Annotated in this window: 18 protein-coding genes; 10 read left to right on the top strand and 8 right to left on the bottom strand. The window is 65.7% G+C overall.

Translation table 11 applies throughout. From position 1 onward, the window contains the following. Window positions 1–81 precede the first annotated feature (81 nt). Window positions 82–654: a CDP-diacylglycerol--glycerol-3-phosphate 3-phosphatidyltransferase gene (gene pgsA, locus HV765_RS24660; RefSeq protein WP_054426407.1), complete on the top strand. Its 573-nt coding sequence runs from the start codon at window positions 82–84 to the stop codon at window positions 652–654. Between the two features lie 240 nt (window positions 655–894). Further along, window positions 895–2,190 (top strand): MFS transporter, encoded by a 1,296-nt coding sequence (locus HV765_RS24655; protein ID WP_175171318.1) that lies wholly within the window; start codon window positions 895–897, stop codon window positions 2,188–2,190. Between the two features lie 108 nt (window positions 2,191–2,298). Here the strand turns inward: HV765_RS24655 and HV765_RS24650 are convergent, their stop codons facing one another. From HV765_RS24650 to queF, 3 genes are all read right to left on the bottom strand, one after another. After that, window positions 2,299–3,630, bottom strand: coding sequence for an MFS transporter (locus tag HV765_RS24650; protein WP_217483397.1), 1,332 nt, complete (start codon window positions 3,628–3,630; stop codon window positions 2,299–2,301). 134 nt (window positions 3,631–3,764) lie between these two features. Further along, window positions 3,765–4,919, bottom strand: coding sequence for an amidohydrolase (locus HV765_RS24645; protein WP_054422129.1), 1,155 nt, complete (start codon window positions 4,917–4,919; stop codon window positions 3,765–3,767). 257 nt (window positions 4,920–5,176) lie between these two features. Then, the gene (gene queF, locus HV765_RS24640; protein ID WP_054422128.1) at window positions 5,177–6,001 is read right to left on the bottom strand and encodes an NADPH-dependent 7-cyano-7-deazaguanine reductase QueF; all 825 of its coding nucleotides are present in this window, start codon (window positions 5,999–6,001) and stop codon (window positions 5,177–5,179) included. 322 nt (window positions 6,002–6,323) lie between these two features. On the opposite strand from queF, the gene aceA reads away from it, so the two are divergent. Then, window positions 6,324–7,643: an isocitrate lyase gene (aceA, locus tag HV765_RS24635; protein ID WP_054422127.1), complete on the top strand. Its 1,320-nt coding sequence runs from the start codon at window positions 6,324–6,326 to the stop codon at window positions 7,641–7,643. A 177-nt stretch (window positions 7,644–7,820) separates the two neighbouring features. On the opposite strand, the gene HV765_RS24630 is transcribed toward aceA, so the two are convergent. After that, complete coding sequence (locus tag HV765_RS24630) at window positions 7,821–8,888, bottom strand: NAD(P)-dependent alcohol dehydrogenase (protein ID WP_054422126.1); 1,068 nt, start codon at window positions 8,886–8,888, stop codon at window positions 7,821–7,823. A gap of 106 nt (window positions 8,889–8,994) precedes the next feature. On the opposite strand from HV765_RS24630, the gene HV765_RS24625 reads away from it, so the two are divergent. Further along, window positions 8,995–9,891, top strand: coding sequence for a LysR family transcriptional regulator (locus tag HV765_RS24625; protein WP_054422125.1), 897 nt, complete (start codon window positions 8,995–8,997; stop codon window positions 9,889–9,891). 93 nt (window positions 9,892–9,984) lie between these two features. On the opposite strand, the gene HV765_RS24620 is transcribed toward HV765_RS24625, so the two are convergent. Then, a complete protein-coding gene (locus HV765_RS24620) occupies window positions 9,985–10,842 on the bottom strand; it encodes a LysR family transcriptional regulator (RefSeq protein ID WP_175171317.1) in 858 nt (285 codons plus the stop codon). 140 nt (window positions 10,843–10,982) lie between these two features. On the opposite strand from HV765_RS24620, the gene HV765_RS24615 reads away from it, so the two are divergent. The 3 genes from HV765_RS24615 to HV765_RS24605 are packed head-to-tail and all read left to right on the top strand — an operon-like array spanning window position 10,983 to window position 14,105. Further along, the gene (locus tag HV765_RS24615; RefSeq protein ID WP_175171316.1) at window positions 10,983–11,975 is read left to right on the top strand and encodes a tripartite tricarboxylate transporter substrate binding protein; all 993 of its coding nucleotides are present in this window, start codon (window positions 10,983–10,985) and stop codon (window positions 11,973–11,975) included. 43 nt (window positions 11,976–12,018) lie between these two features. Further along, window positions 12,019–12,900: an HpcH/HpaI aldolase/citrate lyase family protein gene (locus tag HV765_RS24610; protein ID WP_054422122.1), complete on the top strand. Its 882-nt coding sequence runs from the start codon at window positions 12,019–12,021 to the stop codon at window positions 12,898–12,900. Then, the gene (locus HV765_RS24605; RefSeq protein WP_420840151.1) at window positions 12,897–14,105 is read left to right on the top strand and encodes a CaiB/BaiF CoA transferase family protein; all 1,209 of its coding nucleotides are present in this window, start codon (window positions 12,897–12,899) and stop codon (window positions 14,103–14,105) included. The genes HV765_RS24610 and HV765_RS24605 overlap by 4 nt, the downstream gene beginning before the upstream one ends. A gap of 11 nt (window positions 14,106–14,116) precedes the next feature. Here the strand turns inward: HV765_RS24605 and bioD are convergent, their stop codons facing one another. From bioD to HV765_RS24590, 3 genes are read right to left on the bottom strand one after another with little or no spacing between them, the layout of a single operon-like run. After that, window positions 14,117–15,553 carry a dethiobiotin synthase gene (gene bioD / locus HV765_RS24600; RefSeq protein WP_175171315.1) on the bottom strand — a complete coding sequence of 479 codons (1,437 nt, stop codon included), beginning with the start codon at window positions 15,551–15,553 and terminating at the stop codon, window positions 14,117–14,119. Next, the gene (locus tag HV765_RS24595) at window positions 15,553–16,257 is read right to left on the bottom strand and encodes an alpha/beta fold hydrolase (protein WP_175171314.1); all 705 of its coding nucleotides are present in this window, start codon (window positions 16,255–16,257) and stop codon (window positions 15,553–15,555) included. The genes bioD and HV765_RS24595 overlap by 1 nt, the downstream gene beginning before the upstream one ends. Further along, on the bottom strand, window positions 16,254–17,459 hold the full coding sequence (locus HV765_RS24590; protein WP_175171313.1) for an aminotransferase class I/II-fold pyridoxal phosphate-dependent enzyme: 1,206 nt from the start codon (window positions 17,457–17,459) through the stop codon (window positions 16,254–16,256). Before HV765_RS24590 ends, HV765_RS24595 begins: the two co-directional genes overlap by 4 nt. A 147-nt stretch (window positions 17,460–17,606) precedes the next feature. Between HV765_RS24590 and HV765_RS24585 the strand changes: the two genes are divergently transcribed. The 3 genes from HV765_RS24585 (at window position 17,607) to ccoS (ending at window position 20,087) form a co-directional block, all read left to right on the top strand. Continuing rightward, entirely contained in the window at window positions 17,607–18,875 is a 1,269-nt protein-coding gene (locus HV765_RS24585; RefSeq protein ID WP_175171312.1) for an adenosylmethionine--8-amino-7-oxononanoate transaminase, read from the top strand. 79 nt (window positions 18,876–18,954) lie between these two features. Next, on the top strand, window positions 18,955–19,929 hold the full coding sequence (locus HV765_RS24580; RefSeq protein ID WP_175171311.1) for a P-type ATPase actuator domain-containing protein: 975 nt from the start codon (window positions 18,955–18,957) through the stop codon (window positions 19,927–19,929). Continuing rightward, window positions 19,926–20,087 (top strand): cbb3-type cytochrome oxidase assembly protein CcoS, encoded by a 162-nt coding sequence (ccoS, locus tag HV765_RS24575; protein ID WP_082386961.1) that lies wholly within the window; start codon window positions 19,926–19,928, stop codon window positions 20,085–20,087. The genes HV765_RS24580 and ccoS overlap by 4 nt, the downstream gene beginning before the upstream one ends. The last annotated feature ends 72 nt before the right edge of the window (window positions 20,088–20,159 follow it).

Genomic DNA, 20,159 nt, shown 5'->3' with positions numbered 1-20,159 from the left:
TTCGCCCATGCGGCCAGCGGGCGGTCATGCCAAGGCTTCGATACAGCCAGTGTCACCCGGCTGATGTAGCATACGGACACTATGCCAATTAACGTACCCATTATCCTGACATGGCTGCGCATCGCCATGATTCCTCTGGTGGTCGGGCTGTTCTACCTGCCCGAGAGCTGGATGTCGGTTCCCACGCGTGACAGCTTTGCCGCTTGGGCATTCATCATCGCGGCGCTGACCGACTGGTTCGACGGCTGGCTGGCCCGCCGCTGGAACCAGACCTCGGCCTTTGGCGCGTTCCTGGACCCGGTTGCCGACAAGCTGATGGTGTGCGCGGCGCTGATCGTCCTGCTGGACTTGAGCCGCGTCGACGCCTTCATTTCGCTGATCATCATCGGCCGCGAAATCACTATTTCGGCATTGCGCGAATGGATGGCCAAGATCGGCGCCAGCGCCAGCGTGGCCGTGCACCGCCTGGGCAAATTCAAAACCGCCGCCCAAATGGTTGCGATTCCGTGCCTGCTGTACAACCAGCCGGTCTACGGCATCAGCACCAAGCTGTTGGGTGATGTGCTGATTATCGTGGCGGCGGTGCTGACGGTCTGGTCGATGCTGTATTACCTGCAACGCGCCTGGCCCGCCATCCGCGAGAAAGCGCTGTAAATGCATCTCCATGGCTGGTACGAAAGTACTGGCCATGTTTGTTTTGCAACACCCTTGGTTTTGCAACACCCCGGCGGCCCGGCTCGCGCAACACGGCCGCCGAGATATTCCAAGAGCGATCGGCCGGCCCGCCGGACCACGTCGCCAAGCACACAACGCCCGGTTCTTCCGGACGTTGCCGGAGACAACCTTGCACCGCCTTTGGCGGGCGCCTTCCGCCGCTGCCCGCGGCCTTCTGCAATGAACACCGCTGCCACCCCTATGCCTTCGGATGCCGACGTCCGCCGGCGCGACTGGAAAATCATCCTGCTGATTGGCGTTGCGCACGCCTCGTCGCATTTCTTTCAATTGGTCTTGCCTTCCCTGTACGTATCGCTGGGCAACGAGTTCGGGCTGGACTTCGCCCGGCTGGGCTTGCTGGTGTCCACGTTCTATGTGGTGTCGGGCATCGGCCAGGCGTCATCGGGTTTTGTGGTGGACCGCATCGGCGCGCGGCCGGTGCTGTGGTTCGGGCTGGCGTGCTTTGTGGTGTCGGGCCTGCTGATCGGGTCGGCCACGGGCTACACGATGCTGGTGACCGCGGCCGTGGTGGGCGGCATCGGCAATTCGGTGTTCCATCCGGCAGACTATTCCATCATCAACCATCGGATTACCGCGCCGCGTCTGGGCCATGCGTTTTCGGCGCACGGGCTGACGGGCAACCTGGGCTGGGCGCTGACGCCGGTCTTCATCACCACCATCACTTTGCTGGCCGACTGGCGCGTGGCGGCCTATAGCGCGGCGGGCTTGGTGGCGGCGGTGCTGCTGCTGACGGTGATCGGCCGTAATCTCATCGGCGGCCCGTCGCCGCTGGATGTTCAGCCGGACGCCAAATCCGCCAAGCCGGCCGCCGCCAAACCGCAGGAAGGTGTGCTGACCACGTTGAGCACTTTGCTGTCCAAGCCGGCGTTGTGGGGCGCGTTCCTGTTCTTTGCGTGCACGTCGATTGCGCTGTCGTCGGTGCAGAACTACACGATTCCGCTGTTGGGCCAGCTGTACGACTTGTCCAAGGTGGCCGCCAGTTCGGCCTTGTCCGGCTACATGGTGGCGTCGGCCGTGGGCATGGCGGCGGGCGGCTTCCTGGTGTCGGCCAACCCGCGCACCGAACGCACGGTGATGGTGGCGTTGATTCTGGCGGGCCTGACGCTCGTGGTGCTGGCGCTGGGTCTGGTGCCGGCCGCGTTTGCCGCGCCGGTGGTGGCGCTGGCCGGCTTCTGCTCGGGCGTGGCCGCGCCGTCGCGCGACATGCTGATCCGCCGCGTCACGCCCAAGGGGTCGACGGGTTCTGTTTACGGCTTGGTGTATTCGGGCATGGACGTGGGCTCGGCGCTGGGGCCGCTGGCGTTTGGTTTGCTGCTGGACGCCGGCATGCGGCAGGGTCCGTGGGTGGGCGCTGGCGTGGCGTTCACAGCCGCGGCCTTCCTGGCGCAATGGATCGCGGTGCAGGCGCGTCGCGCCGAGCCGATGACGGCAGGCGGCGCGGTGGCGCGTTCCTGATACGTCCCGTCTTGCCTGAAAGCCAAAACGGCGCACCCGAGGGTGCGCCGTTTATCTATGCCCGCTGCCGCGTTTGACGTGGCGGCGTCCAATCCTGACGAGTCCTGACTAGCGCGTTTGCATCAGCGGCATCAAATTGTCGGCGGGCGGGGCGCCTCGCCGGCCCAGCAACAACAAGCCCGCCAGTCCGATGACCACGCACAAGCCCACGTAATACGCCGGCACCATCCGGTTGCCGGTGTACTGGATCACCGCCGTATTGATGAACGGCGCCAGGCCCCCGAACAACATCACCGCCAGGTTGTACGACAGCGATACGCCTGTGGACCGCAGGTTGACGGGCAGGATTTCGGTCATCAGCGCGGGCGTCGGCCCCCACATGAATCCCATGCACGCCGCCGCCAGCAATTGCGCTTGTACGAGCGTGGCGAAGGACGGGTTGTGCAGCACGCGCGCCATCATGATCCAGGTGGCGATGCCAAAGGCCAGCGTGGCCGGCAGCATCAGCGCACGGCGCGACAGCCGGTCAGACAATGCGCCCGACAAGGGGCAAAGCACCAGCAGCAAGGCCCCGGCCAGCGCACTGCTGAGTTGCGCGTCGCCCATCGTCAGGCCCAATTCCCGCACGGCGAAGATGGGCAGGTACAGCAACATGACGTAGTTGGACGCCGTGCCGGTCACCACGATGCAGAACGATCCGATGAGCTCGCGCGGGTAACGCGAAAACAAGGTGCGGAACGTGGTTTGTTGGGGTTTGACGCGCTGGTCCTGAAAGCGCCGGAACTCGGGCGTTTCGTCCACCTGCGTGCGCAGGTAATAGCCGATGGGGCCAATCAGCACGCCAAACAGGAATGGGATGCGCCAGCCCCAGCTTTCCAGGTCCGCCGTCGACAGGTTCGACGACAGCAGATGCACCACGCCCGCGCCAATTGAAAACGCCAACGACTGCGAACACATCTGAAAACTGCCATACAGGCCGCGGCGTCCTTTTGGGGCGAATTCCACCAGCATGGCGCTGGCGCTGGCGTATTCGCCGCCTACCGAAAAGCCCTGGATCAGCCGCGCCACCAACATCAGCACGCTGGCGGCCACGCCGATGGACGCGTAAGTGGGCAGCACGCCGATCATGGCGGTGCCGCCCGCCATCATCAAGATCATCAAAGACAGCGCGCGGCGCCGTCCGTAGCGGTCGGCATACAAACCCAGCACCAAGCCGCCGATCGGGCGCACGGCGAACGCCACGCCAAACGTGGCCAGCCCCAGCAGCAGCGACGTTTCGTTGTCGCCGGTGGGGAAGTACAGCTTTGCGATGATCGTGGCGAACATGCCGTAGATGGCGAAGTCGAACCATTCGAAGGCATTGCCCAGCACCGACGCGATGACCACGCGGCGGCGCATGCTGGCGGAAACGGTGTAAGAGGAAGCGGAAACAGACGTCATCAGGGACTCCTGCAGGCGCGGCGAAGGCGCAAGGGGGCACAGAGCGCGGCGCTTGAGCGCCACGCTCCGGGGATTCAAAAAAGTGGGGAAGGGCGGTCAGCCCAGACCCGAGACGCGAAAAAGGCGGGAGCGGGTCAGCTCAGCCGGTCGCGCACGATCTCAACGAAGACGCTTGCGCCGATGGGCAGAATGTCGTCGTCGAAGTCGTACTCGGGGTGGTGGCAGAAGTGGCCGTCCTGGCCGACGAAGAAGTACGCGCCAGGACACGCCTGAAGCAGATACGAAAAGTCTTCGGACGCCATCAGTGGCGTGATCTGCGCGTCAACCAGGTCTTGGCCGACCACGCGCGCGGCGGCGGCGGCCACCGTGGCGGTGGGGCCGGGCGCGTTGATGGTGGGCGGGCAGCCCAGGTCGAATTCGCAATCGATGCGGGTGGCGTGGCTGGCCGCCAGGCCGTCGCAGATTTCACGCACGCGGCGCAAGGCGGTTTCGCGCGCGGAAATGCTCAGCGTGCGCACCGTGCCTTGCAGCTCCATCAGGTCGGGGATGACGTTGCGCGCGGTGCCGCCGTTCATCATGCCCACGCTGAGTACGCCCGCCACCAAGGGGTCCAGCGAACGGCTGACCACGGTTTGCAGCATGCCCACCAATTGGCTGGCGATGACGACTGGGTCGTTGCCTTGCTGCGGCATGCCGCCGTGGCATCCCACGCCATGCACGCGGATCGTGAAGCCGTCACAGGCCGCCAGCAACGCGCCTTCGCGTACGGCGACGCGCCCTTTGCCGACCATGGGATTGTTGTGCAGGCCGTAGATTTCGTCGCAGGGAAAACGGGTGAAAAGGCCGTCTTCAAGCATCGCCGCGCCGCCGGCCAGGGTTTCTTCAGCGGGCTGGAAGATGAAGTTGACGGTGCCCGCGAAATCGCGGTTCTGCGACAGGTGCAGCGCCACGGCCAGCAGCGTGGCCGTGTGCCCGTCGTGTCCGCAGCCATGGAAGTTGCCTTCGTGCGTGGAACGGTAGGGCAGCGTGGTTTTCTCCTGCATGGGCAGCGCGTCCATGTCGGCGCGCAGGCCGATGCTGCGCTTGCCTGCGCGTTCGCCACGCAGCACACCCACCACGCCGGTGCGGCCTACGCCGCGATGCACCTCCAGCCCCCATTGCGCCAGCTTGGACGCCACGACTTCCGCGGTGCGGTGTTCCTGGAACCCTAATTCGGGGTGGGCATGGATGTCTTGCCGCCATTGGGCAAATTCGGGTTGACGCTCGACAAACCAATCACGGACTTGCATTACGGCCTCCTGTGGGGAGTTGAATGACTGCGGTTCGGATGTGGCGGCGGGCCCGAAGGCCCGCCTGGATGCCGGGGCAACAATAAACGATATCGATTCGAAGCAGGCGTTCTGTAACTGCTTGTCAGCAAGCCGCTGTCGGCGGCACGATTTGCCGCAGATCAACGGCGCCGGCTCAGGGCGAGCCGACGCTGTGTCCGTTCTTTCATGACGGTGAGGCCGCCACGTTCACCCGGGCCGGGCCGGGCAACGTGTGCTTACTGGCGGACGGTGCGGACGTCGGCCGGGGGCGCGCTTTCGAAGTTGCTGCGCCACGGGTTGATGTCCAGCCCGCCCCGGCGCGTATAGCGCGCGTAGACGGTCAGTTGTTCGGGTGCGCAGGCTTGCATGATGTCGCTGAAGATGCGTTCCACGCAGTGCTCGTGGAATTCAGCGTGCTGGCGGAACGACACCACATAGCGCAGCAGCGATTCGCGGTCGATGGGTGCACCGCGATAACGGATTTGCACGCTGGCCCAATCAGGTTGCCCGGTGACCGGGCAGTTCGACTTCAACAAGCGCGAGGCCAGCGTTTCCTCGACCACATCGCCGGGCCGCGTGCGCAGCACCTCGGGCGCGGGCTCATAGGTATCGATTTCGATATCCAGCTTGTCGATGTAAATGCCGTCCATCTCACCCATCTGCAATTCAGAAAAGCGCTGCGGCAGGAAAAAATCCAGGCCCACGGGCGCGCCCGCGGCGGCGCTCAGGTCACGTTCCAGTCGTCCGCGCAACGCGGCCGAATTCACCAGGCGCGTCTGGTTGAACGAATTCAGATAGAGCTTGAACGACTTGGACTCGATGATGTTGGGGCTGTCGGCCGGCACCGAGAACGTCGCCATGGCGACGCGGGGCTTGCCCTTGGCGTCCAGCCACGACAGCTCATAGGCGTTCCACAAGTCCACGCCCGTAAAGGGCAGGCTGCCGGCGGTGAGATTCAGTGCCGCGCGATTGTGCGAACGCGCAATGGGAAAGAGCAGGGACGGGTCGTATTGCGAGGCGTAGGCCACGCTCTGGCCCAGCGGGCCGTGAGACAGGGTCATAGCGAAACCATGGAAATCATCGGAATGGAGGCATTGTAGGCGCTTCAAAAACCGGCATTTTTTCGCATTATGAAATGTAAGTCTCGTCATGTGAAAGTTCCTGCTGCTATGCAACGAGGGCACATTTCACAGATGACAATATCGTTTCGCAATGCGAAACCGCACTTATAAGTTAATGATTTATAAGCAAAACATTTTTCATCTTCTATAAGACATAAGCCCGCATTGCTCCGCAGCAGAGGCATAGACTTTGTCCAACGATTCACGCAATGCAAGACGCGAATCTTTTGAAGTCTTCTCATCACTGACCAGGAGCATCACCATGAGCAATCGCGAAACCGAAATCCGCAATCTGCAGAAAGACTGGGCCGAGAACAGCCGGTGGCAGGGCATCAAGCGCGACTACAGCGCCGAAGATGTCATCCGCCTGCGCGGTTCCATCAGCGTGCAGCACACGCTGGCCCAGCGTGGCGCGACCCGTCTGTGGGAGCAACTGCATAGCGAGCCTTTCGTGAATTCGCTGGGCGCATTGACGGGCAACCAGGCCATGCAGCAGGTCAAGGCCGGCCTGAAGGCGATTTACCTGTCTGGCTGGCAAGTTGCCGGTGACGCCAACCTGGCCGGCGAAATGTATCCCGATCAGTCGCTGTACCCCGCCAACTCGGTGCCGCAAGTGGTTCGCCGCATCAATAATTCGCTGGCCCGCTGCGACCAGATCCAGTGGATGGAAGGCAAGAACCCGGGCGATGAAGGCTACATCGATTACTTCGCGCCCATCGTGGCGGATGCTGAAGCCGGTTTTGGCGGCGTGCTGAACGCCTTCGAACTGATGAAGGCCATGATCGACGCCGGCGCCTCGGGCGTGCACTTTGAAGACCAGCTGGCTTCCGTGAAGAAGTGCGGCCACATGGGCGGCAAGGTGCTGGTGCCCACCCGCGAGGCCGTGGCCAAGCTGGTGTCCGCCCGTCTCGCCGCCGACACGATGGGCACGCCCACCGTGCTGCTGGCTCGTACTGACGCCGACGCGGCGGATCTCGTGACCAGCGACGTCGATGAAAACGACCGTCCGTTCATCACCGGCGAACGCACCGTGGAAGGCTTCTTCCGCACCAAGGCCGGTATCGACCAGGCCATCTCGCGTGGTCTGGCCTATGCGCCGTACGCCGACCTGATCTGGTGCGAAACGTCCACGCCCAACCTGGAATACGCCCGCAAGTTCGCGGACGCCATCCATCGCCAATTCCCGGGCAAGCTGCTGGCGTACAACTGCTCGCCCTCGTTCAACTGGAAGAAGAACCTGGACGACGGCACCATCGCCAAGTTCCAGCGCGAGCTGGGCGCCATGGGCTACAAGTTCCAGTTCATCACGCTGGCCGGCTTCCACGCGCTGAACTACGGCATGTTCGAACTGGCCCACGGCTATGCCCGCCGCCAGATGAGCGCCTTCGTGGAATTGCAGCAGAAGGAATTCGCCGCCGCCGACCTGGGCTTCACCGCCGTGAAGCACCAGCGCGAAGTGGGCACCGGCTACTTCGACGCCGTCACGCAGACGATCGAAGGCGGCCAGTCTTCCACCACCGCGCTGACCGGCTCGACGGAAGAGGCCCAGTTTGAACACGGCAAGACGCAGAAGGTGGCTTAAAGCAGCCTTGCGCGCATGATTGAAGGGATTGCTTTGCAGTTGTAGGTGCTGTTGTAGGGTGGATTCAGGGTGCCTTCGGGCACCCTTTTTTTTCACCCTGAAGCGTCGGCCTGGGGCGCGCGGCCTTATGCGCCGCCGACCCTCGGCAGCGCAGGCCCTATGCCGCGCTACGCTGCCCTATGCGGCCAGCGGCTGTTCAGCCGCCAGCGAAGCCATGTCAATCACGAAGCGGTACTTCACATCGTTCTTGATCAAGCGTTCGTAGGCCTCGTTGACGGACTGGATCGGCACCATTTCCACATCGCTGACGATGCCGTGTTCGGCGCAGAAGTCCATCATCTCTTGCGTTTCTTCCATGCCGCCGATGGCCGAGCCCGCAATCGACTTGCGGCCCATGATCAGGTTGGCGCCGGGGATGGGGTCCAGCGGCGTCAGCGCGCCGACCAGCGCCATGGTGCCGTTCAAGCCCAGCAGGGCCAGGTACGGGTTCACGTCATGGCTGACGGGCACGGTGTTCAGCAGGAAGTCGAAGGTGCCGGCGTGCGCCGCCATCGCGTCGGCATCGCGCGACACCAGCACGTCGTCGGCGCCCAGCCGCTTGGCGTCGCGCCCCTTGTCGGCGGACGTGGTGATCATGACGACATGCGCGCCCATCGCGTGGGCGAACTTCACGCCCATGTGGCCCAGGCCGCCCAGGCCGATGACGCCCACCTTCTGCCCCGGGCCGACCTTCCAGTGGCGCAGCGGGGAATAGGTCGTGATGCCCGCGCACAGCAGCGGGGCCACGGCCTTCAGGTCGAGCTTGTCGGACACCTTCACCGCAAAGTGTTCCTTCACGACGATGCGGTCGGAGTAACCGCCGAAGGTCAGCTGGTCGCTGCCGCGTTCCTTGTCGTTGTAGGTCAGCGTTGCGCCTTCCTCGCAGTATTGCTCCAGGTTCAGGCGGCAGGCCTTGCAGTGCAGGCAGGAGTCCACCATGCAGCCCACGCCAGCGTAGTCGCCCGTCTTGAACTTGCTGACGTTCTTGCCGACCTGGGTGACGCGGCCCACGATTTCGTGGCCTGGCACCATCGGGTAGACGGAGTTGCCCCAGTCGCCACGCGCCTGATGCAAGTCGGAATGGCAGATGCCGCTGTACAGAATGTCGATCAGCACGTCGTCGTCGCCCGGCTCGCGGCGGGTGAAGCTGAACGGGACGAGGGGGGTATCGGTGCTGTGGGCGGCGTAGCCACGGGCTTGAATCATGGGGTATCTCGACAGAATTTGTTAAGCAGGCGTTCACAATATTCCTGTGGAAACCCCGGATCAAGCTAGAATTTCCGCATGCTTTGTTCGATGAAATAGCACAATCATGCTGCCCGATAACCTGTCCCACCTGGCCGCGTTCGCCGCCGTCGCCCGTCACTGTAGTTTTCGCCGCGCGGGCGAAGAACTGGGCTTGTCGACCTCCGCCGTCAGCTACGCCATCCGCAGCCTGGAAGAGCGGCTGGGCGTGAACCTGTTCAACCGCACGACGCGCAGCGTGGCGTTGACCGATGCGGGCCAACGGCTGGCCGAGCGCATGCTGCCCGTGCTGCATGACCTGGGCGATGCGCTCGAAGAAATGAACCAGTTTCGCGGGTCGGCGTCGGGCACCCTGCGCATCAACACCTCGCGCGCGGCGTCCTACCTGTTGTTGATGCCGTTTGCGGCGCGCTTTTTAGCGGCGTACCCGGATATCCGGCTGGAAATCGGTGAAGACGATAACTTTGTCGATATCGTGGCCTCGGGCTTTGATGCGGGGGTGCGCTTGCTGGAGGCCGTTCCCGAAGACATGGTGGCCGTGCAGATCGGCCCGCGCCTGCGCGTGGCGGTCGTGGCGTCGCCCGCGTATCTTCAAGGGCGCGAACCGCCCCGGCATCCCAATGATTTGATGCAGCACGAATGCGTGCGCTATCGCTTTGCCAGCGGGCGATTCTATAAATGGGAATTCGAAAAGGACGGCGTGGCGATCGAGCTGGATGTGGCGGGCCGCATTTCGCTGAGCGATGTGCACGCCGAGGTGCGCGCCGCGGTGGACGGCATCGGCATTGGCAGCGTGCCGGAAACCTACGTCACGGAATTGCTGGCCGCCGGCAAGCTCGTGCGGCTGCTGGAAGATTGGTGCCCGTCCATTCCCGGCTTCATGCTGTATTACCCGCGGCAACGGCGCGTGTCGTCGGCGTTGCGGGCGTTCATCGACATGGCCAAGGTGGAAGGCGAGGCGTAGGGCGCAGCGGCGATGGGCCATCGGGAAACGGGGGCGGTGTCCAAGCCCGGTGTCCAAGCCCGGTGTCCAAGGCCGGTGTCCAAGCCCGATGTGCTACGGCCTTGCGCCTTCCAGCAGGGCTTGCACCAGGCGGTTGTCCTGGTCGGTCTGGCGGCAGACGAATGAAATCTGGCGATAAGGCGCGTGCTTGCCCAGCGGCAGCACGCGCACCGGGTGCACGTCCAGCAAATTGGCCCCGGGTTCTGGCAACACGCACACGCCCAGCCCGGCGGACACCAGCGCCGTCAACGCGGCCAGCGATTGCATTTCGATGCGGCAACGCGCGTGCGGGGCGTGTTGCGCCACATAACGCGCGGCCAGGCGCCCGCCGATGGTGGTCTTGTCGAAACGAATCCACTCGTACTGCTGGAACAATTCCGCCACGCGCGTCTCACGCGAATCGGGCGGTGCAATCAACACCAGCGTTTCACGAAACAGCGGCGTCCATGTCAGACGGCGCGAGCCGCCCGTTTCCGGCTGGGTGATGATGGCCGCGTCGATCTCGCCTTGCTTCAATTTTTCTGTCAGCTCCGTGGCGCGGCCGCGCACCAGCCGCACGTCCAGCAGCGGATAGCGTTCGCGCAGCTTGCGCAGCAGCGGGGGCAGCAGCGTGACCTGCAACGGTTCGATCGTGCCCAGGCGGACGCGGCCCTCAACGGCGGGCGTGCTGCGCCGGCGCAATTCGTCCAGACGCGACAGCGCCTCTTGCAACACCGCATCCACCTCGGCCGCAAACGCGTTGGGCCGCACCTGTAGCGCCGAACGGTCAAACAGCGGCTGGCCGAAGTATTCCTCCATCTGCTTCATTTGCAGGCTGACCGCGCTGGGCGAGAGGTTCATGTCCGCCGCACCCGCCGCAAAGCTGCCGCCGCGCAGCACGGCGTTAAGCGTACGGAAAGACTCGATCTTCATCAGAAATCCTCACGTAGTGTTTTAAGAATCCTCGCTTTATATCACCAGAGCGGCGTCCTAGTATCGGCTTCAACCACAACGACAAGCGGCTGAACGCCAGGCATTCCACGCCGGCCAGACCGCAACCGAGGAGACACCGCATGAACAAGATCCTGGCCGGCGCACGCGCCGCCTTATTGCCCGCGTTGGCGTTGACCGTGGCGCTGGGCGCGCCGGGCGTGTCCGTGGCGCAAGCTGCACCCGCCGTGCCGGCCACGATCACGATGGTGGTGCCGTTTCCGCCAGGCGGCAGCAACGACGTCTTCGCCCGCGTGCTGGCCGAGAAGCTGGGCGCCAAGCTGTCCACCACCGTCATCGTCGAAAACCGCCCCGGCGCGGGCGGCGCAATTGGCGCGGAATACGTGGCGCGCGCGCCCAAGGATGGGTCGGTGCTGATGCTGTCGTCGTCCACGTTGACGACCAACGCCGCCGTGCAGACCAATCTGAAGTACGACGTGGTGCGCAGCTTTGCGCCCGTGGCGATGCTGGCGCGCAGCCCGATGGCGCTGGTGGTGGGCAAGGATTCGCCGTATCAGTCCATGGCCGATCTGCTGGCCGCAGGCCGCAAGGAACCCGGCAAGCTGACTTACGGCAGCGCCGGCTTGGGCTCGGTCAACCAGATGGCCAGCGAAATTCTGGCCGGCGGCGAGAAAACGTCCTTCACGCATGTGCCCTACAAGGGCATGTCGCATGCGCTGAATGATCTGGCGGGTGGCCGCGTGGACTTTGTGATCGGCAGCTTTGCGTCCACGGCGTCGCTGCTCAAGGGCGGCAAGCTGCGCGTGCTGGCCGTGACGTCGCCTGAGCGTTCGCAGTTCTATCCGGCGCTGCCCACGATAGGCGAAGGCCAGCCCGGCTACGCGGTGGAACTCTGGTGGGGCGTGCTGGCCCCGGCAGGCACGCCTGCGCCCCTGGTGGACAAGCTGAACGCCGAAATCCGCGGCATCGTGAACGACCAGAAGATGCGCGCCATGTTCGCGGAGGAAAGCGCGGTGCCGGCCGAACTGACGGTGCCGCAATTCGCAGACCTGGTCCGGGCCGATGCGGCCAAGTGGAAACAGGTGGCGAGCGACCGCAACATCTCCATCCAGTAAGCGCGTCATCGGTCCCGATTCCCATTCCCCAAAGAGTGCAAGCATGAGAAGCAAACTGTTCGTTCCGGGATCGCGTCCCGAGTTGTTCGCCAAGGCCTTCAATGGCGACGCCGATGCCCTGTCGTTCGACCTGGAAGACGCCGTGGCCGACTCGCGCAAGGACGAAGCGCGCGGCCATCTGGCCCGTATGCTCGCGGGGCCGGAAGCGGCGGCGTCGGGCAAGACGCTGATCGTGCGCGTCAACGCGCTGGACTCCGGACACTTTCATGCGGACGTGCAGGCGGTCGTGCGGCCGGGGCTGCATCTGGTGAACCTGCCGAAGGCGGAACGCGAAGAAGATGTGGTGGCGGCAGCCAGCGCGATCGAGCAGGCGCGAATCGCCAATGGCGTGCATGACGCGGTGGGCTTGCTGCTGAACATCGAGTCGCCGCGCGCGTTGCGGCGGGCGGCGAGTTTGGCGGCGGCGCACCCCAGCGTGGCCGGTTTGCAATTGGGCTTGGGCGACTTGTTCGAGCCGGCTGGCATCGGCCGCCGTGAACCAGCCGCTGTGCAGCAAGCCATGTTCGCCTTGCGCATGGCCGCGGCGGAGGCGGGCGTGTTCGCCTATGACTCGGCATTCGCCAACATCGAAGACGAAGCGGGCTATCGCGCCGAAGCGGCGTTGGCGCGTAGCTTTGGCTTTCTGGGCAAGAGCTGCATTCATCCCAAACAAGTGGCGCTGGCCAATGCGGCATTTCGCCCCACAGACGAAGAAATCGCACACGCGGGCCGAGTGGTGCTGGCGGCGCGCGAGGCCTCTGCAAAGGGCGTTGCAGCGTTCGTCGTGGACGGCCGCATGATCGATGGCCCCTTCCTGCGCCGCGCCGAAGCGATTTTGCGTGCGGCTTCGGGGCTGGGTCTGGTCAACGCCGCGGAGGCGCAATGATGCCGGGCGCAGCAACCACCGCGGCGCAGAGCACCGGCGGCCCCTTGGCGGGCGTGCGCGTGCTGGACCTTAGCGCCTACATCGCCGGCCCTTATGGCTGCACCTTGCTGGCGGACCAGGGCGCAGACGTCATCAAAGTCGAGCCGCCCACGGGCGACAACCTGCGCAAATATCCGTCCACGCTCGACGCCGAAAGCCGCGCCTTTCTGGGCGTGAACCGGGGCAAGCGCGGCCTGGTGCTGGATCTGAAAAACCCCGACGCGCTGGCTGTGCTGCATGAACTCGCCCGGCAGGCGGATGTGCTGGTCCACAACTTCCGGCCCAGCGTGCCCGCGCGTCTGGGCATCGCCTACGAGCAACTGGCCGAGCTGAACCCGCGCCTGATCTATTGCGCGGTGTCGGGCTATGGCGAGCAGGGCCCCTTGAAGGACAAGGCCGGCTACGACCAGGTGCTGCAAACGATGACGGGCATGTGCGCGTTGCAGGGCAAGGCCGATGGCCCGCCTGAGATCCTGTACGGATCGATCGTGGATTACTACGCGTCGTCGATGGTGGCGGCGGGCGTGGCGTCGGCGCTCTACGAACGTGAACGCAGCGGGCGTGGCCAGTTCGTGGGCGTGTCGTTGCTGCGCAGCGCGCTGGCGCTGCAATCGGCAAGGTTGATCTGGGCCGAAGGCGAACCGCGCAACATCGGGCGCGACATGCGCTCAGGCGGCATCACCGGCATTCACCCCACGGGCGATGGCTATCTGTACATTTCTGCGAACACGCCGCATTTCTGGCAAGCCCTGTGCGAGAAAACCGGCTTGTCCGACCTGGCCGCAAACGCGCGCTACGACTCGGTGCGCAAGCGCGCCGAACACCGCGACGAAATCGTGCCGCGCCTGCACGAGGCGTTGCGCGCCCGCAGCGCGCTGGAATGGGAAGCCTGGTTCGGCGAAGCCGTTCCCTGCGCCGCCGCGCGTGGTGTCGAAGACATGTTCGACTTCCCGCAGGTGCAAGCCGAAAACATGATCTCGACCTTCACCCACCCGGTCGTCGGCAGCTACCAGGGCTTCGCCCAAGCCATCAAGTTCGGCCGCACCGCGCCCGGCACCCCAAGCGCCGCGCCCGCGTTCGGAGAACACAGCGAGGCGGTGCTGGCGGAAGCGGGGATATCCCCGGAAAGAGCCGAGGCGTTACGGGTAGGGGGGGCGTTGGGGTGATGTAGTCCCCCCTAATCCGCCACCGCCGGCGCGCCGCCTAGCGCGGCCAGGCATTCCTCCAGTGGCGGGATGCTTTGCGCCAGCATTGCGACGGCTGCCGCGTCGACGTGCGCCAGGGGCGGGATCTCGGCCAGTACGCGGACGTCGCCAAAGCGTTCGATGGCTTCCTTGTTGCCGGCGGACAGCGGGCCGCTCATTACCACGCCCAGAATTGGGATGCCGCGGCGTTTCAGCGCTTCCACGCTGAGCAATGTGTGATTGATGGTGCCCAGCCCGCTGCGCGCGGCCAGCACCACGGGCATGTCCAGGCGAGCGATCAGGTCGATCATCATGTGCGTGTCGTCGATCGGCACGTACAGGCCGCCCGCGCCTTCCACGATCAGCGGGGCGGTGGTGGCGGGGGGCACGATGGAGGTGGCGTCGACGACGGTGTCTTCCAGCGTGGCCGCGGCCCACGGGGATAGCGGCGCTTGCAGCACGTAGGCGGGCAGGTGCAGGCGTTCGGGCGGCAGTTGCGCCAGTTGGGCGACGGTGTCGGTGTCGCCCGGGTCTTCGGAGACGCCGGTTTGCACCGGCTTCCAGTAGTCGGCGTTCCAGGCGCGCGCCAGGATGGCGGACACCAGCGTCTTGCCGATGCCGGTGTCAGTGCCGGTCACGAAAACCCCGGCGGGGCGTTGCGTCGATTGTTTCCACATACCGTAGGCCAGGTGATACGTCACCGTGGCTCCTTGTTCGTCAAACGCCGCCAACACCCGGCGCAGCGCCGCCGCAGAGAGCGGCGGGCGGCCGGGCGCGGGCGTGGTGGCGCCTATGCCTTTCAAGCCCTTCAGAAAAGCGAGGCCATCAGGATGATTTTGTATCAGCCGCTCGCTGCGCACGCCACCGGCCAGATTGCTCATGGCGGGACGGATGAGCTGGCACGGCGGGTAGGGTGGCGTGCCGGCAACGAAACCCGCCGCCAGATGCGCGTCCTGCCATTCGGCGAAGGTGCCTGCCGCCAACGTGGCCACGGCCAGATAGCCACCGGGCGCCAGCCGCGCGGCGAGTCGGCCCAGGCCCGCGTTCAGGTCTGTGAACCATTGCACGGCCAGGCTGGAGCAGATCAGGTCGTATTCGCCATCCAGCACCTGGGGGTTTTCGCCATCCAGCACCAGGTAGCGCGCGGTGCCAGGTAACGCCGGGCCGCTTCGGGCGGTGGCGAGCATGGCGGGCGAGATGTCGGTGATGGTCCAGTCTGCCGCACCCAGCTGGCGCGCCAGGGCCTGGGTCAGCAACCCGGTGCCGCAACCGATTTCCAGGATGCGAGGGCGCGCGGGCAAGTTCAAGCGGGCGATATCGCTGGCCAGCCGTTCGGCGGTGATGCGCTGGATGGGCGCATGCGCTTCATAGTGGTGGGCGGCGGCGCCGAAGCGGGCGCCGACCCGGGCATTGCGTTGGGTGGCTTGCATCAAGCCGCTGGCGCCACGCGGGCGATGAAGCCGGCGATATGGCGCGCGCACCAGGGGGCGTCCGACACCGGCAGCAAATGGCCGCCGTGTTCCAGATCGTGCCGTTCGTCACCCACGCGGCCGCCGAACGCGGCTTGCGTCATGGCGGCGGGAACGATGGGGTCGTCTTCCCCGGCCAGGATCAGCAACGGAACGGGCAGCGCCGCCAACGCGCTGCGCTGGTCGTCGTCGCGTAATAGTTCCAGGTCGCGGGCCAGCGGTTCCAGGCGCGGTTCACCTAATACGGATGCCTCTGCGCAACGTTCGCGGAAGTCCTGCACGACGGCGGCTGGGTCGGCCGACAAGCGTTTCATCATGCGGTCGAGCATGCGGCGCGGCACGCCGGCCTCAAAGTCTGGCGCGGCGCTAAAGCGCGGGAAGCCGTTGATCGACACCACGCCTACGCAATTGGACGGCAGGCTTCGCAACAGGCGCATCACGCCCAGCGAATGGCCAATGGCGATGACGGGGCCATTGATGGGGGCAATGTCGGGGCCGGTGATGGGGCCAGTGACGGGGTCGATCACTGCGGGCGTAGCGCCGAAGTAACCGGCGTCGGCCACAGCATGCGGCCAGTCGGCAAGCGCGGCGCGCAGTTGCGTCCAGACGGACGCGTCGAACGCCCAGCCGTGAACGAAGAGCAGGGTGGGGCGCAGGGTACTCATGCCAGCACCGCCTTGATGCCGTCGATCAGTTGCGCGACATCGGCGTCGCGATGCGCCGCGCTGAGCGTCAGGCGCAAGCGGCTGGTGCCGGCCGGCACGGTGGGCGGGCGGATGGCCACGGCCAGCAGGCCACGGCGTTCCAGGCTGGCCGCCATGTCCAGCGCGCGCGCTTCGTCGCCCACGATGGCCGGCACGATCTGCGTGGAGGAATCGCCGGTGTCCAAACCCATGTCTTGCAGCGCGGCGCGCAGCCGGTCACCGTTCGCACCCAGCCGGGCGCGTTCGGCGTCCAGGGTCGGCACAAGGTCGAGCGCGGCGTCCATCGCGCCCAGCACGGCGGGCGGCAATGCCGTGGTGTAGATGAAGCCGGAGCACGTGTTGATCAGGTAGTCGCACAGCGCGCGCGACCCGGCCACATACGCGCCGAACCCGCCCAGCGCCTTGCTGAACGTGCCCATCGCCAGATCGATGCGCCCGGGGGCCAGCCCTGCCAGCCCCATGCCGCCGGGTCCCAGCACGCCGGTCGCGTGCGCTTCGTCCAGGTAGACAAAGGCTTGGTAGCGGTCGGCCAGGTCCGCCAGGCGGGCGACGTCGGTGCGGTCGCCGTCCATGCTGAACACGCTTTCGGTGACGATGAAGCGCGACACGGGCTTGCCCCTGCCCGCGCCGGTGCCCGCGCCCGCTTTCACCTTGGCGGCGAGCAGGCTTTCCAGATGGTCCAGGTCGTTGTGCCGGAACCGGATCTGCTTGACCCCGGCCGCCTGGCACCCCTGATGCAGGCTGGCGTGGTTGAGCTTGTCGGCATAGAGCTCGATGTCGCCCTGGCTTGCGGCGGCGCGCAGCAGGGCGGGCAGCACTGCGGCGTTGGCCTGCCAGCCCGAAGCCAGCAGCAGCGCGGCCTCGGTGCCTTTCAGGCGGGCCAGCTTGGCTTCCACCTGTTCGTGCAAATCCAGGTTGCCGCACACGAGCCGCGACGCTTGCGCGCCCGCACCATGGCGAGCCGCCCATTCGCGCGCACGCTCGATCAGCAGCGGGTGCTTGGACAGCCCCAGATAATCGTTGCTGGAAAAGTTCAGCACGGGGGCGCCATTGAGCACGATGCGCCCGGGCGGCGCGGCCGTGGCGGTGCGCAGGCGGCGGCGTACGCGGCGGGTGTCCGCGGCGGCCAACTCAGAGAAAAACAGGGAATCCAGCTTAGACATCAATCGTTCCGGCAGCGGCCGGGCCAGGGCAACGCCCGCGCCAAGCCGTAGAATGCGGGCCATTGTAGTGGAGGCGCGCCCGGCGCTTTCCGGCGTCCAAGGCGCCGGGAATGCCTGCGGCGGCGCCTGCTTTTTCGGAGCTCAAACATGCACACGCCCGACTGGGTGGCCCAGGGCCAGCCCCACATCTGGCTCCCCTATGCCCAAATGAAAACGGTGACGCCACCGCTGCCCGTCGTGCGCAGCCACGGCAGCCGGCTGGAACTGGCCGACGGGCGCAGCCTGATCGATGGCGTGGCGTCCTGGTGGACGGCCTGTCACGGTTACAACCACCCGCACATTGCCCAGGCCGTGCGCGCGCAGTTGGACGCCATGCCGCATGTGATGTTCGGCGGCCTGACCCACGAGCCCGCGCTGACGCTGGCGCGCCGGTTGGCCGGGTTGCTGGGGCCGGGGCTGGACCGCGTCTTCTATACCGACTCGGGGTCGGTGGCGGTGGAAGTCGCCATGAAGATGGCGGTGCAGTTCTGGTTGAACCAGGGCGAGCGCGGCCGCAGCCGCTTTCTGGCGTTTCGGGGCGGCTATCACGGTGACACGTTCGGCACCATGGCCGTGTGCGATCCCGAAGACGGCATGCACAGCCTGTACCGCGGCATGCTGGCCGAGCACGACATCGTGGACCTGCCGCGCGATGACGCCGCCCTGGCGGCGCTGGACCAGTTCCTGGAAACGCGCGGGCCGCAACTGGCGGGCATCCTCGTCGAACCGCTGGTGCAGGGCGCGGGCGGCATGCTGCTGCATGACCCGGAAGTGCTGCGCCGCTTGCGCCGCCTGGCCGACCGCCACGGCTTGCTGCTGATCTTTGACGAAATCTTCACCGGCTTCGGGCGCACGGGCTCGATGTTCGCGTTTGAGCAGGCCGGCATCAAGCCCGACATCATCACCTTGTCCAAAGCGCTGACGGGCGGCACGCTGCCGCTGGCCGCCACGGTGGCCAGCAACCGGGTGTTCGACGCCTTCTGGTCCGACAACCCAGCGCACGCGCTGATGCACGGCCCCACGTTCATGGGCAATGCGCTGGCCTGCGCGGCGGCCAATGCGTCGCTGGATCTGTTCGAATCCGAACCCCGGCTGGCGCAGGCGCAGGCGCTGTCCCAGGCATTGGCGGCTGGCCTGGAACCGTGCCGCGACTTGCCCTGGGTGCGCGATGTGCGCGTGCTGGGCGCGATTGGCGTGGTGGAGCTGGATGGCATCACCGACCGCGAAGCCTTGAAGCGGCGGCTGGTCGAAGCCGGGGTCTGGGTGCGCCCCTTCGGCAACGTCGTGTACCTGACGCCCGCGCTGACGATCACAGACGACGAACTGGCCACGCTGATCCGCGCCGTCGTGGCCGTGCTGCGTCAGCAACGCCCCTGATCCGGTTCATAGGCAAGCCATAAAAAGCGGCTTGATCCAGATCAAGGCGGGGGGCGGGGGCGCTCGTTACCATCGGCGCATGCGAGCAAAATCGATCTTCGCCGTCCCGGCCTGCCTGTCAGATACCGACCGCCAGCAGCGCCGCCATGCCCTGGTGCGCTTGTCGCTGGCCTGGCTGGCGATGATGCAGGTGATGATGTTCGCGTGGCCCGGCTACCTGCGCCACGACAGCATGCCCGCCGATGCGTTGGAAACGCTGGACTGGGCCATCGTGCTGATGAACTGGGCCAGCTTTGCGCTGACCATCCCCGTGGTGCTGTATTCAGCGTGGCCGATCTGGCGTCATGCTGGAGACAACCTGCGCCACGGGCGCGCCGGCATGGACGTGCCGGTGGCGCTGGGCATCGTCGCCGCGTTCATCCCCAGCGTTCATGCCACCTGGACGGGGCGCGGCGAAGTCTATTTTGATTCCGTCACGATGTTCGTGGCCTTTCTGTTGACCGCCCGCTACCTGGAACTGTGCGCCCGCCAATCGTTTGGCGGTGCGGCGGGCGGGCAGCGCCATCAACGCGTCGAGGCGCAGCGGCTGGACCTTGGCGCACGCGCTGATCGGCTGGCTTCACGCTTCGTCATGATCCAGGTGGCGCTGGCCTTGGCGGCTGCTGCCGGCTGGGCATACATCGACCCGGCGCACAGCATTCCGGTGATGGTTGCGCTGCTGGTCATGAGCTGCCCTTGCGCAATGTCGATGGCGGTGCCCACCGCGATGGCGTCCGCGCACTCCGCGCTGGCCGCACATCCCACGATGCCGGACGCCGCGCTAGACGAACTCTTGGAACAGGCGCGCCACAAGGCGCGGCAGAACCTGTATGGTTCGCTGATCTGGCACCTGCTCATGACGCCGCTTGCGCTGATGGGCTGGGTGCAGCCGTGGCTGGCCGCCATCACGATGCTGGTGTCGTCATTGGCCGTGGCCTATAACTCGTGGCGCTTGTGCCGCCGCGACTGGTCGGGCGCGATCGCTTCGCCCGCAGCGCTGGACGCCGCGCCATGACCATCCTCTACCTGCTCTTGCCCTTGTCGCTGCTGTTTGTGCTGGTGATAGGCGTGTCGCTCTGGTGGGCCGTTTTCAATGGCCAGTACGACGACACCGACAGCGCCGGCACCGCCATCTTGCGCGACGACGACAGCGGCCCCGCCAGCCGCGGCTAAGCACGATTGCGTTCGGCCTGTTCGCTGCGCACGGGCTGGCGCGGCATGCCCGAGCAACAACGGAATTTTCTT

Source organism: Achromobacter kerstersii, from assembly GCF_902859595.1.
In the GTDB taxonomy this organism is placed as follows: Bacteria; Pseudomonadota; Gammaproteobacteria; order Burkholderiales; family Burkholderiaceae_B; genus Achromobacter; species Achromobacter kerstersii.
The sequence above is the reverse complement of the archived record's forward strand: the minus strand, read 5'-3'. Positions and strand labels throughout refer to the sequence as shown.

Excerpts from the sequence above, each read along its gene's own strand:
- HV765_RS24645 (WP_054422129.1), bottom strand. The coding sequence starts at position 4,919 with ATGCAAGTCCGTGATTGGTTTGTCGAGCGTCAACCCGAATTTGCCCAA.
- HV765_RS24625 (WP_054422125.1), top strand. The coding sequence starts at position 8,995 with ATGCTGCCCGATAACCTGTCCCACCTGGCCGCGTTCGCCGCCGTCGCC.
- HV765_RS24615 (WP_175171316.1), top strand. The coding sequence starts at position 10,983 with ATGAACAAGATCCTGGCCGGCGCACGCGCCGCCTTATTGCCCGCGTTG.
- HV765_RS24580 (WP_175171311.1), top strand. The coding sequence starts at position 18,955 with ATGCGAGCAAAATCGATCTTCGCCGTCCCGGCCTGCCTGTCAGATACC.
- HV765_RS24630 (WP_054422126.1), bottom strand. The coding sequence starts at position 8,888 with ATGATTCAAGCCCGTGGCTACGCCGCCCACAGCACCGATACCCCCCTC.
- queF (WP_054422128.1), bottom strand. The coding sequence starts at position 6,001 with ATGACCCTGTCTCACGGCCCGCTGGGCCAGAGCGTGGCCTACGCCTCG.
- pgsA (WP_054426407.1), top strand. The coding sequence starts at position 82 with ATGCCAATTAACGTACCCATTATCCTGACATGGCTGCGCATCGCCATG.
- aceA (WP_054422127.1), top strand. The coding sequence starts at position 6,324 with ATGAGCAATCGCGAAACCGAAATCCGCAATCTGCAGAAAGACTGGGCC.
- HV765_RS24585 (WP_175171312.1), top strand. The coding sequence starts at position 17,607 with ATGCACACGCCCGACTGGGTGGCCCAGGGCCAGCCCCACATCTGGCTC.
- bioD (WP_175171315.1), bottom strand. The coding sequence starts at position 15,553 with ATGCAAGCCACCCAACGCAATGCCCGGGTCGGCGCCCGCTTCGGCGCC.
- HV765_RS24605 (WP_420840151.1), top strand. The coding sequence starts at position 12,897 with ATGATGCCGGGCGCAGCAACCACCGCGGCGCAGAGCACCGGCGGCCCC.
- HV765_RS24610 (WP_054422122.1), top strand. The coding sequence starts at position 12,019 with ATGAGAAGCAAACTGTTCGTTCCGGGATCGCGTCCCGAGTTGTTCGCC.
- HV765_RS24590 (WP_175171313.1), bottom strand. The coding sequence starts at position 17,459 with ATGTCTAAGCTGGATTCCCTGTTTTTCTCTGAGTTGGCCGCCGCGGAC.
- HV765_RS24650 (WP_217483397.1), bottom strand. The coding sequence starts at position 3,630 with ATGACGTCTGTTTCCGCTTCCTCTTACACCGTTTCCGCCAGCATGCGC.
- HV765_RS24595 (WP_175171314.1), bottom strand. The coding sequence starts at position 16,257 with ATGAGTACCCTGCGCCCCACCCTGCTCTTCGTTCACGGCTGGGCGTTC.
- ccoS (WP_082386961.1), top strand. The coding sequence starts at position 19,926 with ATGACCATCCTCTACCTGCTCTTGCCCTTGTCGCTGCTGTTTGTGCTG.
- HV765_RS24655 (WP_175171318.1), top strand. The coding sequence starts at position 895 with ATGAACACCGCTGCCACCCCTATGCCTTCGGATGCCGACGTCCGCCGG.
- HV765_RS24620 (WP_175171317.1), bottom strand. The coding sequence starts at position 10,842 with ATGAAGATCGAGTCTTTCCGTACGCTTAACGCCGTGCTGCGCGGCGGC.